Raw genomic sequence first — 17,441 nt, forward strand, 5'->3', positions numbered from 1 at the left:
TGTATAATTAATAATTTTTATATTAAATTTCTCTGGAAAATTTTCACAAATCATACTTTGGAGAAGCTACAAGCTTTTCTTCATCAATTGTCAATTGCTAATTGTTCATTGTAAATTATAATGTATATGCTAAAAAAGAACGTCAAAAGACGTTCCTTTTATCAACTTATATTCACCTATAATTCTCAATCTTAATGAATCCAAGCTCCATCAGAGCCTAACTTGTATCCATCAATTGTAGTGCTATAAGCCATTGAACCATTACTGTTTAAGTAATAGTATTTTCCACTTATATCTCTAACCCATCCAAGCTGCATTCTTCCTTCAGTATCAAGATAATACCAAGTTCCTCCTACTGACTGCCAGCCTGTCTTCTTAAGTCCATCATATCCCAAGTAATACCAGCTTCCATTGTAGCTTGCCCAGCCAGTAGCCATATTTCCGTCAGCTTTTAAGTAATAATTCTGTACCCACATATTTTTTACTGGGTTTCCTGTTGAATCATTATATTGCCATTGTCCATTTACTTGTATCCATTGATTTGGCTTAGCAGACGAGACAGTTCCTGCCGAACTTGGAGTTGATGTTGCTGTATTACCACTTGTACCTGTTGATGTTCCATTACCTGTATAGTGTAATTTAACTTTATATTCACCTATAACATCATCATCATCATCATATGTTACATCATCATCTGGTTCTTCATCATATATTCTAACAATAAAAGTCATATCTGATGATACATCAAATTCTTTATCTATATCATATCCCTTAGCTGAACTTGAAGTTGATTTAAATACTTTAATATAATCATCATCTACATCCCCATCTACATCAAAACTTACTTTATCTGATGAAGTCTTAGCATAATAAGTTTCACCTTCTTCTACATCATCGCTATCTACTTCATTATCAGAATTATAATCATCCTCATCATAAAGTTGTATAGAATCACCATCATCATTTAATAAATCCAAACTGTCAAATTTATCCTCATCATTATCGTCATCGTCATCGTCATCATATTCTACATCAACTTCGTATTCTTTATAATCTAAATCATCATCATCATATTTTGCATCTTTTACATCATCTTTATCTTCATCTTCATCATATACTCTTATAATAAAATCTTGATCATCATCTAGTGCAAATTTATGTCCATTTGAATATCCTTTATTACTATCTGATGCATCATCTTTAAATATTTTAACATAATCATCTCCACCTTCAGCACCATCCACATCAAAAGTAACTTCGTCTTTAGCCTTAGTATAATATGTGTCACCATCATCTACATCATCACTATCTACTTTATCATCATAATCATCAGAATCATATAAACGTATAGTTCCATCTTTATCTTTTACTTTTAAATTAATATCACCAGTTGATGCATATGCCTTTGTTGCTAATAAATTAGCGTATTTTCCTGGTGCCACAGCTGAAACAGTTCCTATTGCTAATGCTATAGCAATAATCTTCTTTAAATTTTTACTCATATTTTTCTCCTCCATTTTTTGATCAATAAAATTTTACTTAATATTATCATTAATTCCTAATACATTCATTCCACTACTAGCTCTTATATTTTTAACAAATAATGGATGAAATCTATTAAAATAATTGTAAGCTTTCCATATAACTAAACTAGTTCTATATTTTTAGTAGAATAGCATACTTTGATCTTCTACCTTTATTAAGCTTTTGTGTGCACTTCACCATAAATCATATACATATTTATGAAAGATGCATTTGAAATTAAGCTCTTCAAGATTATTAGTGCAAATTGGCACAACCTTGCACTTAGAATCTTACAGAGAAAATTTCATGAACCTGCTGGAATAAATATTTATTTAATTTCGGCAAGTTACCACCACGTAACTTAAGTCTTATTTGATTAATTTTCCTGTTGCATCTAAATAGTATGATTGACCATTTGAATCCTGAATTGAGCCGGTTTTCATTTCCCCATTACTATCTAAGTAGTACCAGTTACCTGAAGAATCTTCAAGCCATCCCATCTGCATAGTTCCACCTTTATTTAAATAATACCAGTTACCATTTAAACTTATCCAGCCTGTTTCCATGGCTCCACTTTCATTGAAATGATACCAGCCGTTATTATAATCAAGCCATCCAGTTGCCATGCTTCCATCTTCTTTTAAGTAATAACTCTTTCCACTATCTTTATCAAACCACCATTGATTTTTTAATGCTTCTCCTGTACCATCTATATATTTCCATACTCCGTCAACTCTCTGCCATGTATTAAATTTATTTGCAGCAGTTTGAACTGAGAAATCTTGAATATTTGATGTTGAGCTTGTACTATTTGAAGCTGATGTTTTTCCTCTATATACATTTAAAGTATAAGTCTCATCGTCATCATCACTTTCAACGTAAATCTCTATTGCGTTATTTCCTTTATCTAAACTTATTGTCTTTTCATAGTTATCATCTTCTTCTACAGAACTGCCATTAATTTCAACTAAGTCATCATCATCTTCTGGAGTTGCTCTTACAAGTATTTTATCAACCTCTTCATCCACATTCACATTATAAGAATATTGATCCTCATCAAAAGCAATGCTTCCATCACTTAAATAAATACTTTCTAGATTTGCATAATCTTTATCTAATTCTTCATCTAAATTAGCAGTTGTTTTATCAACATGAATTACGTAAGTCTTTTCGCAGTCAGTTACATCTCCATCATCATAAGCATCCTTATAAGCTTCTTCACTCTTATAAGTTCTTAGGTAGATATCCGTATATGCTGAATTAACTGAGATATAATCTCCAACATCTTCACCTTTTTCAGTTTTGTCACCTGAAGTAAATTGTTTAACTACATATCCACTTCCTTTTACATCAGCAGATATCTGGAATCCATCAGCCCCAGTAAGTTCTATATAGTAATCCTTTCTGCTTGACAATGCTACACTATCGCCTGCATAAGTATCACTTAATTTAATTTCACTTCCAGTACTTCTTGTTATTTTAAGTGAACTTAATTCTCCATTACTGGCATTGCTATAAGTCGATGCATAAGCTGCCACGCCTCCAAGAATAAGATTACTTCCCTGAACAATTCCTGAAACTGCACCAATAACCAATGTCACAGCTATTATATGTTTAATCCTTTTATGCATCATTTCCCTCCGATTCTTTTATCAAATTTCATAACTTTGTTCTATTTAAGGAAATTTGATATCTTAAGCTTCATTAAGTATAGTATATTCTTAATCTAAATAAAATATTTGATCAAAATTCTATACACTTCTAACTATACTATAAAATTCTAAAATTTTTATAATATAATTATTAACATTTTATAAATATTTAAGAATCTCAAATATATATGTGTTGCAATTAACAATTTACAAAGTACAATTGACAATTGTTCATCGTCAATTGCGACATATATATGTGACTTCTGTAAACCACCAAATAAATCTAGTTTCAAAATTAAATGTCTATATTATTAGAACCCCATTCTCAGTGAAGTTATATGTTTTTCCATCAATAACCTTAGTTCCAGTTGCCATAGTCCCATCATCATTTAAATAATATTTTGAATTCGAATAAATAAGCCATCCTTTTTGCATTATTCCATTTGCATTTAAGAAGTACCAACTTCCATTATCAAGGAACCAACCTGTCTTCATTGAACCATCTTGATTTAAATAGTACCAATTTTCAACCTTAGTAGTATTTGAAGTATCTTTATCTGTTCCATCACTTGAATTATTGTTGTTTGCTGCAGTAGTCTCTTCTTTATACCAGCCTGTTTTCATAGAACCACTTGCTTTATCTAGCATATACCACTTTCCACCTGTATATTGCCATCCACTTAGCATAGTACCATTGCTGTTTAGTAAATACCATTTATCATCCTTTTGTAACCAGCCTGTTAATTTAGCACCATTTTCATCATAATACTCCCAGCTTCCATTTGTTTGAACCCATCCTGATTTTTTACCTGTACCTTGATCACCTGTGTTTGAATCTTGATTGTCCTTATCTGTATTTGTATCTTCATCTGCTTTTCCTCTAATTATATTTAAAGTATACACTCTCTTTTTATCATTTACTTCATCTTGAACTGTAACTTTTATAGTGTTTTCACCTTTATCTAAAGATACTTTCTTCTCATAATCATCATCACTGCTTACTTCATCGCCATCGATTGTAACCAAATATTCATCATCTTCTGGCTCAGCACCTATTGTTATTTTACTTACTGATTCATCAACATCTACATCATATGAAGTCTCATCCTCTGAGAAATCAATATCTCCATCACTGAGAGTAAGATCATCTAAATATATATCATCTTCTGTATCTGACGAATTTCCTCTTGTTATATTTAAAGTATAAGTTCTTTGATTATCCTTATTATCAGTTACCTTTACTTTAATTTCATTATCACCTTTATCTAAAGATATGGTTTTCTTATAGTTATCATCTGAGTCTACTAATGAACCATTTATTCTTACTCTATCATCTTCATCTTCAGGTTTTGCTGTTATTTTTATTTCACTAACTGAAGAATCTACCTTTATATCATAACTTGTCCTTTGTTTTAAAAATGATATATCACCTTTACTTAAATCAATATCTTCTAAATAAATAGGATCTTGAGTATCATCTTCATAAGAACTATCCGTAGTCTTCTTAACATTTATTGTGTATTCTTCATCACAATCTGTCACATCTTTTTTTTGGTCTTTTGCTTTTCTAAATGCTGATAATGATTCATAAGTTCTTACATATATTGTAGTATTACCTTTTCCAAGTAAAATTTCATCTCCTGGCTCATAGGCTACTGCATCAGAACTATCTGATGTAAAAATTCTAACTATGTAATCATCGCCTTTTACATTTGCATCTATTTTAATACCATCACTATCATCTGTAAGCCTTGTATAATATTCTTTATCATCATTTAATTTTACTTCATCTCCATAATATGAATCTCTTAAATCAAGAGTATCACCATCAATAGCTTTAATCTTCAAGGATTTCAATTCTCCGTTGCTTGGAGAATATGAAGCTGCATAAGCTGGTTTTCCTGCAATGTCGAATACTTTTATTGGTGATATACTCAAAACTGTTGAAAAAGTGCTTGTGATAAGTGTAATTGTAATTATTCGTTTTATAATTTTGCTCATAATACTTCCCTCCATGCCATTATAATTTAATTTTACCATCATTTTAACACAAAATCCAAGTATTTCACGGATTAACGTCTCTGTTTTTTCAAATAATAGAGTATAGACAAATTTTATGTCGTCTTAATTTAAGCAGTTTATGACTTTAATTTTTTCAAATAATTACTAGTTAGGAGTGATTAATTATGGATAATAAAAAAGCATCCCGTACTCCAATTTCAGGAGATTATTCTATGGAAGATTTAACTGATGCATCAGCATCAGATCCAAGTGATTCTTATATGAAGAAAATTAAAAATCTTTATCTTCCTCATTCAAAGGATGATTATAAGCCAAGTGAGGAAAGCATAGAAGATGCAAATAATTTAAGCCATCCTAAGCCACCAAGTCCAAATTCATTAAATTAACTCAGGATTTCAATAATTGTTAATTTTAAAATATTAATTGTAAATTGCAATATGATGTATAAAAATATGACATTTAATAAACTAGGAGTGATTTTATGAGTAAAAAAAAGATTTCATCTATTTCCAATGTAAAAGATGATGATAAAGCAGCTTTTAATAATCCATATCTGCCAAAAATGAGAACTAATTATCATCCTGATAAAAACGATGTTGAAAGTGCTACTGGTGTTGATTTTCCTATTAATATGCCAAATCCTGCAACAGATCCTATTGTAGCAAATAATATATCTAACGCAGAATTTGATTACACACAGGATATGCTTTTACCTGACGATGATGATATAGATTAATAAACTTCATAAGTTACAGTTTATCAAAATAGTTAAAAATTATAAGTTAGGGCATTGTCAATTGTCAATTAAAATTCCTTATGGAATTTTAAAATAATTCAAGAAAATAAATGAATAACTATGGCGATGTTGGTAATAATACTATATGTACCCCATAATACTCAGGCACTAAAGTTTATCATTTTAATTTAGTGCTTATTTCCAAAGAAAAGGTATCTCAATATGATTAAAATCATTTTGAGATACCTTCTTTTATTTTTGCTGTAGTGTCCAATTATCTTTAGTGGTATATATTGAAATGCCTTCATCACTGCCGCTTGTTTCATATGTGTTAATTCCATTTGAGACTAAATTTTTATGAGCCTCATTGTCATTGGCACTTTCTTTAGATCTACTTATTATTCCTATGTTTGGTTTTAAGTATCTAAGAAAATCTACTGTTGATGATGTATCATTTCCATGATGAGGTACTTTAAGTACATCAACTTTTCTACCACCCAATAAATCATTTGTCCAAAAATCTTTTTCTGAATTCCATTCCATATCTGCAGTAAACAGTTCTTGTAAATCACCATAACTTAAATATACGATGGCTGAATTTTCGTTGATCCCCCAGTAATATTGTGCTAGTTTATCAGAGCCAATTCCTCCAAAGTCCTTACCTGATTGTACGAATTGTAAAATTTTCTCTTTGTCTACAAATTCACCATGCTTTGGAGTTATGAATTCCATGTCTTTAAGCTTCATAGCTGCTACTGCACGATTATAAACTTCAAAATCATATTTCATCATTTCTATATCACTTCTATTTTCCGCTGTTTCTTCTATACCAGAATACCAATTTTTCATTTTTGCAATATCAGGCATATATACTTTACCTACATTGAAATTACTTAATACAGCAGCTAGTCCACCAATATGGTCTGAATGTGCATGAGTAACTATTACATAATCAATTACTCCCTTACCATCCTTTTGTTTTAGGTCTTGTCCTCTTAGAAAACTAACTAACTTATCTGAAGATTCTGGAGTTCCAGTATCAATCAATACAGTTTCGCCATTTGGAAGCTTAATAAACGCACAATCCGCATCTCCAACATTTAAATGTTCAACAAATAAATAATCTTTCATCTTTGCAGTTCCTATATACCTGCCATTAGAATCAAAATTTTCTGCTTGACCATCTATGATTGCATAACCAGTTGCAAGAGTACCATCAGCTTTAACATAATATTTATTTGATTTTGTAGTTACCCACTGATTAGTTGCCATTTCTCCGTCATCTTTTGAATAATACGATATTCCATTATCAGTGAAAAATCCTTTTTTTAGGCTTCCATCTTGTGCAAAGAAATACCATTTCCCATCTATGTATTGCTTTCCTGATAACATTATTCCATCACCATTTAAATAGTACTTATAACCCTTATCATTAAGCCATCCTGTTTGCATTATCCCGTTTTTATCCAAATAAAACCACCCATAGTTACCATATTGCCATCCAGTTTGTTTTATTCCAACTTCGTTAAAATAATACCATGAACCATCAATTTTTTTCCAACCTATAGTCGCGGAATAATCACTTCCTAAATAAAATTCATTGCTATTATCTGCATTTGGATTTACGTCTTTTTCTTTAAACCATCCCGTTTTCTTTAATATTCCATCCTTAGTAACATAATACCATTTCCAATGTAAATTCTGCCATGCTGGTAAAATTTCTATTGTTGATGTTTCTGAATTTTGGTTTTGATTGTCATTTTCATCTATAGAGCTTGTACTTTTTCCTTGATTATTTTTTTCAGAAGTATTTGCTGTATCCTTACTTTGAGTTGTTTCCGTATTTTTAACAGCATCCTTACCTTCTGAATCTGAACTTTTCACATTTTCACTGCTGCTTCCTTGTTTATTACCGCTGTCTACCGTACTAGTCTGATTTACATTATCATCCGCCATTGCCATAGTTCCAACAAACGACATACATAATAAAAAGACCATTGGAATTATGACTAATGCTTTCTTTATATTCTTTTGCATATTACTGCTGCCTCCTTAAGAGCACATGAAAATAAATAATAGTCCAAATATACATGCTGGTCTATTATTTTTTGATTGTGCCTACTGCCCATAAGGGATATTATAACTCTAAATTCAAATTTTTTCAAACTTACATTGAACATACATAACAAACACTTAAGCTAAGAATCAATCGTATATCACATGGACAATATCTATTCTTAACTCATGTAAATATTGTGTAAATTTTTATCTTTTTACAGATGATATAGTTTCAATACAACGTGTTTTACATTTCTCATGGGATCACCTCTCACTATTTAATGAATATTCCAAAGTCAGTGATTGCTTAGCACTTATGATAAATAATATTATATCTAATATCTAGATTAATCTTCAAAATATCTTATGGAGAAATTTGAAGTATATAAAACAATAAAGGGCTGCTTACGCAACCCCTTTAATACAACTTTATTATAACGGAACAACTCTTGTGAGTTTTTGATAAAGTTTGATCACAACTATCTAACTTTTATTGTTATTAATGTGGATCTACTGAATCTACATGGAATACATTATTTTTATTTACACTAGATACTATGTTATTTTTAGTGTTCTTAATATGGTTAGCATTAGTTGACGCAAATGCAACATTTGTTAATAACATTGATGTTGCCATTACTGCCAATATAATTTTTTTCATAAATTTTCCTCCCTAAAAGCTTAGTTAAATCTACAAATCCTTCATTTAACATTATAACATAATATTAGAAATGAAAACAAAAAAATTTTAAATTCCTTTTATCTGCTTCATTTTTTCTCTTGACTTCCTGCTAAAATATTTGCTTTTTTCTTCATTTTTACCTCTGTAATACTCTCCAATCTCTAAGTAGATTAAAGAATAATCTATATTTAATTCTTTTGCTTTATCTGCCATAAGCGTTAAATTTTCCTTATCTTCTTTTTTTATATAAATAAGCACCAACTCATAAATTACTTTTTCAAGTAAACTTAAGTTCTCCTTATCATCTTTTTCACATACTTCTAATGCCTGTAAAAGATAGCCCTCGACCTCTTCATTTACATGTCTAAGCACTTTTCCAGCAAAGTATAAAATCTCATTAAGATCTTTACTATTTAGACTATATATTAAAGATTCTTTGATATGCATTGCTGCTGTTTTATAATCCTTTTTATTAAAATATAAATCGGAGAGGTTTAAGTAAGTAAGAGCTATAAAATCTTTATCATTATATTTCATAGCAATATTTAGTGTTTCCTTGTATTCTTTTTCTGCTTCATCAAACTTATGGTAATCGTTAAAACAATTTGCATATACCATTTTTATCCTTAACAACATCTTATAATCCTTAATTTCAAACTGCTTTATCATTTCAAAATACTTTAAAGAACTCTCATATTCACCTAGCTTTTTATATGTCAATGCTCTAAAATGCAGTATCATTACAGAGAGATCATTGTTTGCTATATCATTATTTAATTTTTCTGCGTACTCTAATTGTTGTAATGCCCTAGCGTAATTCTCAGTGAATATATTATTTCTGGATTTATATATATAAAAAGTTACTTCCTCTAAACTATTTTGAGAATTAATGCTTACTTTTAATCCAATCTCACACATCTGCTCACTTTTAAAATAACTACGTTTATAGTAGTAAAAATCAGCTGCTAATTTATACAGCTCTATTTTGTTATTATCTGTAATGCTATAACTTTCAATTAACTTTTCTCCAGCCTGCAATTTCTGTTCAAACAAATCTATTATTTCAATTTCTTTTAATTCCTTCAAAATTTGATTTTGGAAAACATAATTTGCTTGTTCGTCTTCTCCTATCATTAACTCATTTGGCGTAATTAATGATAGATTCATTCCTTTCTTTTTTGCAATTTTATTTAAATTTTCGGAAATTCCCTGTGCTAAATTATAACTTAATTTTTGCTTATTATTTTCGATTAAACTTATCATTATTCTTGTGCATACACCTGCTGAAATTTCATCTTGAGTTGCTCCAAGAATTACTTGTCTTATCTTTTTTAACCTTTCTCCTTGTTTCATGATTTCATTATCAAACAATGTTATACCCCAACTTTCTGTTATTCTTATCATTTGAAAATAAATGTTTTAACTCTTATTAAAAATGAATTAATAATGAAATGTACTTTTATGCTATTTAGGTTGCTTTGCTCTACTATTTTATAAATGACATAATAAATAACATATATTTCTATATATAGATATATTATATTAATTAGAGTTAATGTTCAATGCCATATTTATAACTTTTATATTAATTAATAGCCATCTTTATAAAAAATTTAATATTATTATGCCTAATTCATATTTTCCAGTGAAATCATATGATATTATCATTATTCAGTCGTATATTCATGTAAAAAAATAGATACACGTTTAATCCTACTAAATAAACATGTATCTATTTTAATTAACATCTCTTAACTCTTAAGAACAATCGGATAAATAACAAGTTTTTTATCCAATTGTCCCTAAGTCATGAGTTATATATTTAAAAAGCCTTTTCCTCTAACTTCTGATATATCGATTATTGTTATAAATGCGCTTGGATCTATAGAGTGTATTGCACTTTTTAAGTCTATCATCTGATGAGAGCTTACAATACAATAAAGCATTTTCTTTCTATCATGGGTATATTCTCCCTCTGCAAATAGAGACGTAATTCCACGATTTAAATCTTTAATTACAAATTCAATAATTTCTTCTTCTTTTCTTGTTAATATAAGGAGCAGTTTTCTGCTATTAAATCCTTTTAGCATTCTATCTAGAACTAAGCTTTGAATGAATAACGAAATAATTGTATATAATGCCTGTTGAATACCAAATATTATTGCTCCAGCAATGACTATTAATAGATTAAGAGAAAAGCCTAAGCTTCCTATATTAAAATTTGAAAATCTCTTTCTGATTAACATTGTTATGATATCAGTTCCACCTGTAGAACCACGCCTTAGAAATACTAATCCATAACCAATTCCACATAATACTCCACCATAAATGCAATAGATAAGTAAATCCCCATCTAGATTTATAAAGTAAGCAAAAGATTTTGTTATCATAAGTGAAAATGAAAGACAAAGCATTCCTATTGTAGTATAAATAGTAAATGACCTATCAAGTTTTTTGTAACTCAATATGAGCAGTGGTACATTAATTAAGAAAACCACTATACCAGCTGGAACTTTAAGTGTGTATTCTAAAATCAACGCTACACCTGTAGCCCCTCCACTTAAAAGTTTAGCATGCACTAAAAAAAGATTTACTCCTGAAGATGCTATCATGCAGCCTAAAAATATGAATATAACATCAACTAAATTTCTCTTATATTTGTAATATGTGCTCATTTATATACTCCTTATATTTCAATTAATAATTAGAAATTTACGTCTCCCGCAATCTAGAGATTTAATCAAACTTCTACATTGGCCAAATATAATTCTATATTTAATTAATCGCATTTTCAACAAGACATCTTTATATTCTACAAACAACCTTTATAATCTTAGTAATTATTTATTAATAATTTAACCTATATATTAAATTTTCAAACTTATACATATAAAAATAATAAGCCAGCGTACTTCTGGCTTATTATTTATTAAATATTATTCATACTATTTAAATTTTAAATTTATCTATTTCTATTTCTAAAAGTTCTGCTTTTTCTTTTAGCATTTCTGCTTCTTTAGTAACTTCTTCTATAGCTTCTGTCTGTGTTTGAATTGAGGCTGTCACTTCTTCAGAGCAGGCTGCTGTTTCTTCAGATATTGCTGCAATATTATTTATTGAATTGACTACATGACTATTATTTTCATGCATTTTTTTAACAAAATCCCCTACATAATCTACAGCATTCGTTATTGTATCAGTTGCCTCTGTAATCTTATTAAAAGCATCATTAACCTCGTTAACAGATTCAAACTGATCTTTTGAAACACTCTTCACTTCCCTCATAGCTGTAACGCTGCTTAATATATATTGTTTTATGTCTAAAATTATTTTACCTATGTCTTTGGTGGATTGTGCTGAATCCTGTGATAATTTTTGAATTTCTTCCGCTACTACTGCAAAACCCTTACCAGCCTCACCAGCTCTTGCAGCTTCTATGGATGCATTTAAGGATAACAGCTGAGTTTGTTCTGCAATGCCCTTTAAGGCTTCTAAAATACCTTCTATGCTATTAGATTTTTCATTTAAATTTTCAATATTCCCTTGAGTTTCTTCCACAATATTTACCGTAGTTTGTGCTTTTGTTTTTAAATCATCCACTTTAATAATTCCGTTAGCAATTGCTTTAGACGAATTAATTGATTCCTTAATCATCAGTTCAGTTTTTTCTGCCAATTGATTAAATTCAGTTTCCATCTGCTCACCAAGCTTAGCACTTTCTTCAGCCCCATTAGCTTGATTACATGCACCATCAGCTATTTCTTGTGCAGTAGTACTTATTTCTTTTGCTACACTTGTAGTTTCCTGAGATTTACTATTTAAAATTGAAGAACTTTCTTTAATATCATAGGTTAGAGCTCTTGTTCTATTTAATAATTCTGAAATTTTATGTATCATTTCATTAAAACTTTCTCCTAAAACTCCAATTTCATTTTTAGAGTTAATAGAAGCTTTCACTGTAAAATCTCCTGTAGCTGCTATTGATAATAAGTTTGATATTTCCGCTATAGGCTTGGAAATTCTTCTTGAAACATATACTATTATTACAGCTGCTATAGCTAAGATAACTAATCCTACTATTATTGAAGTTTCTCTTACCTTATCTATTATTGCCTTTGCACTAGATTCCTTCTGAACTGTAATAACCGACCAGTTTTGTGAGCTCCCATCAAGCTTAATATTTGTATAAGAAGCATAATAGTTTTGTCCATCTTCTTTGTACTTAATACTGCCAGAATTACCAGCCGTAAGCTGTGCGATAATTTCTTTTACTCCATCTGATAATTGAATTGGCTCTTCCTTAGGATTTCCTTCTTGAACACCTGTTGTTTTAGTCTGATTTTTGTAATTATATAACTGCTGTATTACATCATCATCCGGATGAGCAACCGCAACACCATCTCCATCTATTATGAAAGAATACCTTCCTGATTTCTCATCTGAATTTTCTTTTACTAGTTCTTGGAGCTTTTCTAAATTAATATCGGCCCCCATTACTCCTGTAAATTTATTATCATCCATTAATGGAATAAACACTGAGGTAACTGGATTTTTAGATGAAACTGAATAATACGATTTAGATACAAATGGTGCTAGTGTACTCTTAGATTGGCTAAACCACCATCTATCTGATCTATCAGCAAGCTCTCCTGATGATCTCCCAGTCTGCATCCCTGTTTGATCTTGTATATATAGCAATTCAAAATATGGATTTCTTTTTTGACTATCTTTAAGTACATTCTCTTTTGCATCTTTATTTCCTAGTACAACATCAGAATTATATGCTAAATCCTCAGTCACTTTATAGGCTGTATCCATAAAACTTGATACATTTTTAGAAATAAGATTTGTTATAATTTGATTATTGTTGTTTATTTCATCATCATAATATCTGGATAAAATACTAGTCACACATATTATAATTCCAAAGGTCAAAACTACAGCTATTGATAGCATTGTAAATAGCAATTCTCGTTTTATACTGCCATTTTTTAAACTTCTATTTATAGTTGTATTTTCATATGATCTTTTACTTCCATTATCCAGATTATTTTTTGAATTTACTTTTGTTTCAGCATCATTCTTTTTTCTTTTCATTTTCATAGATATTTACCCCTTACTTAATGTAGATCTGTTATTTATAGTGACTGGACAGTCAAAAGTTCTATAAAAAAAGTTAACCCCTTTAGGTAAATTTATAGTATCCTTTTAATTGCTCAAGAAAAAAAGGAGATAAAATCTACCAAAAGAATCAACTTAAATTAGTTTATCATAATATTGGTAGATTAACTATAGATTTATGTGGAATTTGTTAAATAAAATTTTAGCCAACTTTAGAAAATGTTTTTCAAGGCAAGCTCCGCTTAATTACTTTTTTATAATTTATAACAGACATAATGTATTTTCCTCCAATTATAATATAATACAAGTTATAGCAACAAGACAAACTGCACCTAGCAATACTTGTTCGACATTTAATATACTGGATGCCTTTTTTGCATGGACAGAAAAACATTAACAAATCAGAAGCCGTTAAGAAAGGCTTTATATTATACATTAAATCATAAAAAAATTGCAAAAGAAGCTATTTTTTTCAATACGGTAGATGTTCCACCGCTTACACATTATCTTTCTAATTTAATATAAAATTATGAATAAAAAAAGTATCCTTGTATATAATAAATATATAAGGATACTTTTTTATATCCTACTTACTTTATGTAAGTAGTATCTGAAAATAGACAATTATCTATTTATTTATAAAAATTAATGACCTGCTTTAAATGCTACACTATAATTGTCATCACTATTTTTAGAATTACAATTACATTCACAACTAGGCATTCCTGGGAACCATGATACATTGTATGTGCTACTACTTCCACTGTTGCAATAACAATGACATCCTCCCATTACCATAGTTTCTTCTGTTTCTGGTCTTCTGTTTAATGGATTAACTATTTTCATACTAAAAACTTCCTCTCATATTTTAATTAATAATTGTCTATTTTTCATGCAATTAATTATTAGTTGACTTCTATTTTGGATATTTGACCTATTCTTTCTGGATAATCTTCTAAAACTTGATGATAATAAACTAACCAAGATAGATATCTATTCCTTAAATTTTTACATATGTTTCGTTTTTTCTCAATATCAATTCCAGACTCATCATAACAATCTGCATAGCAAATATCACATAGACGGACAGCCCAACATTTAGAGCAATCTTGTATGGATTCCTCTTCATATTTATTTAAATAATACTTTTTAACTGCTTCCTCATTTAAACCAGTATCTACATTTCCTATCACTGGCGAATCTCCAATACGTTCACAAACTTTATAGTTGCCATCTGTACAAACATATAATCTTCTTTGACCTGGAAGACAACATCCATTATAATAATACAGGTCTAATGGCTTGTCTCTTAAGATTCTATTGTGTATTTGAGTTAGTGAAGCTTCTAAAACATATGAATAAATATTATGTGTCTTATGATTAGAAACACTTTCTCTAGTCTTCTTAATTGCCCAATCAAACCATCCATCAGCAATCTGATAGTCATCATAACCTTTATTTTTTAATTCATCAAAATAGCTTTCAGGCACAGTACCTTGGGATGGATAAGTAACTCGTACTTCTGTGTCATCTGACAAGAAATCTAAGGATTCAAAAAATCTATTTATTTTTTCTAAACGTTCTACTGTATATGGTGGCAATAAAACTGCATTAACTGTGATAGTAGTATTTTTGTATTTATTAATCGCTTCCGATAATATTTTAAGGCCTCTAAATGCATCTTTAAATGTCGGTTTACCATCGACATATACCCTAGCAGTATTTTGAACTTCCTCTGGCCCATCTAAGCTCACAACAATACTTAAATTAGGAATGCGTGCCAAGTAATCTGCTATTTCCTTTGTAATTAATGTTAAATTTGTAGTCAATGAAAAGCTTAAATTGCAGTCCTTGAGATGCTCTAATGAATATTCTATACACTGTTTCATTACATCAAATTTTACTAATGGCTCTCCACCATAAAAAGTTATAGCTAATCTCTTATTGCTACGATGTAAATATATATAATCAATTGCTTTTTTTGCAGTTTCAAATTCTATACTTTCAGTGTTAAAATTTCTAGTTCCATCATTATAATCATTATAAATACAATACTTACATCTCAAATTGCATTTACCTGTCAATTCAATTATTAATTGCTCCATTTGCAAATTTTCTTCTTTAATTTTATTTTCTAAAGGTATGAAATGCTTTATTTCTGAATTACAAAGCAAATTTTCTTCGTTAAAAAAATCAGTAACATTATCTATATTTTTATTTTCATCAGCTATATTTCTAAGTTGTGATGCACAAATATTTTCATCAAACAATCCAGTAATAAATGGTGAACTTTCATCATCCAACTGAACAACTTTACCTGTGCCCGTATCATATAAATAATCGCTTTTATCAGTAGAAAAAGTAGCCCCTAATCTATAGATATCTCCTGTTTCTTTTTCTTTAATTAAACTATTAATACTTATCATTTACCTTCCTCCTTCATACTTCTCATAAAAATATCTTGTTAAAAAAGCTCCTAAAATTATATTCAATATTGCTGCAGCAGTTATTACATATGGAGATCTAATAAAATAATAGTAATTACATCTCACAAGTTCTCCATAAATATCTATCCCACTACTTGGAAAAAGATCCCCTATAAAATAAACTAAGTTTGGTGCACTAGGCATACTTTGAATAATAATTGGTGCTATTAATATAGCAATAGAAAATGCCAAAGCATATATTGGTGACTTAATTCTAGAAGATATACATAATGTAATAATGATCACTGAAATCACAGAGATTATCCCTAGTAAAATTGTTTGCATAAATACTTGTCCAATTGTATATGGACTACATGAAAATATACTTATAAGTTGTATAGGATCTTTCAGAGCCTTCACGCCAAAAAGCATAGCACATGATAATGTATATCCTCCCATATAAACTATATACAAAATAATTCCAACTATTGACATAGCTATAGTTCTAGATAATGCAAGTGCTTTCCTACCATGTTTGGTTGTTCTAAAAACAACATCAGCTCCATTCTGATAATTACCAGAGAATAATTGTACTGCTAATGTACAACATAAAAATGTAATTATCCTCATACTTAGTCCCAATTTATCAAGTGCAGAATCCCAACCTACTCTCGGATAATAATAAAATGGTATGTCTATTTTTTCTGCTCTTTTTTGTTCTAATTCATATGCCTTTGTATTTCCTTTTAACTGCTGACCAAGATACTCATTTCTAGAATTTTTGAGTTTATCATAAAATTTCGATATATCATTTCCAGATAGCTTGTCATATATTTTAGAATAATTATAATTAACATCTATACCGTAAACCCACTGTATTAAGCTTTTCTCACCACTATAAGGATATACATCTTTTACAAACACATCATCTGGAGTAGACTCACCATACTTTTTGTAAATTTCTTTCTGCTTTTCAAAAACATCAGCTAAATGTTTTCCAGATAACTCTGTTTCTTTTTGAACTTGTTGTATATTATGCACAGCATCTAGACCTGATAATGTTGTAGATTGATTATTATTCAGTACATATCCATTTTCTCCATACGTTGAAAGAATAGATAAACCAAGTGATAATATTATCAAAATAAAGAAAATAATTACAGTATTGCGCATTTTTAATATATGTTTCAATTCTAATTTAATAAGTCTTAACATATTTC

At 29.4% G+C, this 17,441-nt stretch carries 14 protein-coding genes; 3 read left to right on the forward strand and 11 right to left on the reverse strand.

Going from position 1 to position 17,441, the window contains the following annotated elements:
- Positions 1-191: 191 nt before the first annotated feature.
- The 3 genes from CDLVIII_RS27655 to CDLVIII_RS27665 all read right to left on the reverse strand — a co-directional run bounded on the left by CDLVIII_RS27655 (position 192) and on the right by CDLVIII_RS27665 (position 5,177).
- Positions 192-1,502, reverse strand: coding sequence for an N-acetylmuramoyl-L-alanine amidase family protein (locus CDLVIII_RS27655; RefSeq protein ID WP_009172786.1), 1,311 nt, complete (start codon positions 1,500-1,502; stop codon positions 192-194).
- Between the two features lie 390 nt (positions 1,503-1,892).
- On the reverse strand, positions 1,893-3,155 hold the full coding sequence (locus CDLVIII_RS27660; protein ID WP_009172787.1) for a cadherin-like beta sandwich domain-containing protein: 1,263 nt from the start codon (positions 3,153-3,155) through the stop codon (positions 1,893-1,895).
- A 324-nt stretch (positions 3,156-3,479) separates the two neighbouring features.
- Positions 3,480-5,177: a cadherin-like beta sandwich domain-containing protein gene (locus tag CDLVIII_RS27665; RefSeq protein WP_009172788.1), complete on the reverse strand. Its 1,698-nt coding sequence runs from the start codon at positions 5,175-5,177 to the stop codon at positions 3,480-3,482.
- Between the two features lie 185 nt (positions 5,178-5,362).
- On the opposite strand from CDLVIII_RS27665, the gene CDLVIII_RS27670 reads away from it, so the two are divergent.
- On the forward strand, positions 5,363-5,584 hold the full coding sequence (locus CDLVIII_RS27670) for a hypothetical protein (RefSeq protein ID WP_009172789.1): 222 nt from the start codon (positions 5,363-5,365) through the stop codon (positions 5,582-5,584).
- A gap of 95 nt (positions 5,585-5,679) precedes the next feature.
- On the forward strand, positions 5,680-5,934 hold the full coding sequence (locus CDLVIII_RS27675; protein ID WP_009172790.1) for a hypothetical protein: 255 nt from the start codon (positions 5,680-5,682) through the stop codon (positions 5,932-5,934).
- A 252-nt stretch (positions 5,935-6,186) separates the two neighbouring features.
- Here CDLVIII_RS27675 and CDLVIII_RS27680 read toward each other — a convergent pair whose 3' ends face one another.
- The 5 genes from CDLVIII_RS27680 to CDLVIII_RS27695 form a co-directional block, all read right to left on the reverse strand.
- A complete protein-coding gene (locus tag CDLVIII_RS27680) occupies positions 6,187-7,971 on the reverse strand; it encodes an MBL fold metallo-hydrolase (RefSeq protein WP_009172791.1) in 1,785 nt (594 codons plus the stop codon).
- Positions 7,972-8,491: 520 nt separating this feature from the next.
- Positions 8,492-8,653, reverse strand: a complete 162-nt coding sequence (locus CDLVIII_RS31685) for a hypothetical protein (protein WP_009172792.1) — start codon at positions 8,651-8,653, stop codon at positions 8,492-8,494.
- A gap of 87 nt (positions 8,654-8,740) precedes the next feature.
- Complete coding sequence (locus CDLVIII_RS27685) at positions 8,741-10,078, reverse strand: tetratricopeptide repeat protein (RefSeq protein WP_009172793.1); 1,338 nt, start codon at positions 10,076-10,078, stop codon at positions 8,741-8,743.
- A 410-nt stretch (positions 10,079-10,488) separates the two neighbouring features.
- A complete protein-coding gene (locus tag CDLVIII_RS27690; RefSeq protein WP_009172794.1) occupies positions 10,489-11,349 on the reverse strand; it encodes a YitT family protein in 861 nt (286 codons plus the stop codon).
- Between the two features lie 274 nt (positions 11,350-11,623).
- Positions 11,624-13,777, reverse strand: a complete 2,154-nt coding sequence (locus tag CDLVIII_RS27695) for a methyl-accepting chemotaxis protein (RefSeq protein ID WP_009172795.1) — start codon at positions 13,775-13,777, stop codon at positions 11,624-11,626.
- A 396-nt stretch (positions 13,778-14,173) separates the two neighbouring features.
- Between CDLVIII_RS27695 and CDLVIII_RS31690 the strand changes: the two genes are divergently transcribed.
- On the forward strand, positions 14,174-14,320 hold the full coding sequence (locus tag CDLVIII_RS31690; protein WP_186005613.1) for a hypothetical protein: 147 nt from the start codon (positions 14,174-14,176) through the stop codon (positions 14,318-14,320).
- 120 nt (positions 14,321-14,440) lie between these two features.
- On the opposite strand, the gene CDLVIII_RS27700 is transcribed toward CDLVIII_RS31690, so the two are convergent.
- From CDLVIII_RS27700 to CDLVIII_RS27710, 3 genes are read right to left on the reverse strand one after another with little or no spacing between them, the layout of a single operon-like run.
- Positions 14,441-14,641 carry a CA_C0660 family putative sactipeptide bacteriocin gene (locus CDLVIII_RS27700; protein WP_009172796.1) on the reverse strand — a complete coding sequence of 67 codons (201 nt, stop codon included), beginning with the start codon at positions 14,639-14,641 and terminating at the stop codon, positions 14,441-14,443.
- A 59-nt stretch (positions 14,642-14,700) separates the two neighbouring features.
- Positions 14,701-16,221 (reverse strand): radical SAM protein, encoded by a 1,521-nt coding sequence (locus tag CDLVIII_RS27705; protein ID WP_009172797.1) that lies wholly within the window; start codon positions 16,219-16,221, stop codon positions 14,701-14,703.
- Positions 16,222-17,436: an ABC transporter permease subunit gene (locus CDLVIII_RS27710; RefSeq protein WP_009172798.1), complete on the reverse strand. Its 1,215-nt coding sequence runs from the start codon at positions 17,434-17,436 to the stop codon at positions 16,222-16,224.
- Positions 17,437-17,441 lie beyond the last annotated feature (5 nt).

Source organism: Clostridium sp. DL-VIII, from assembly GCF_000230835.1.
Taxonomy (GTDB): Bacteria; Bacillota; Clostridia; order Clostridiales; family Clostridiaceae; genus Clostridium.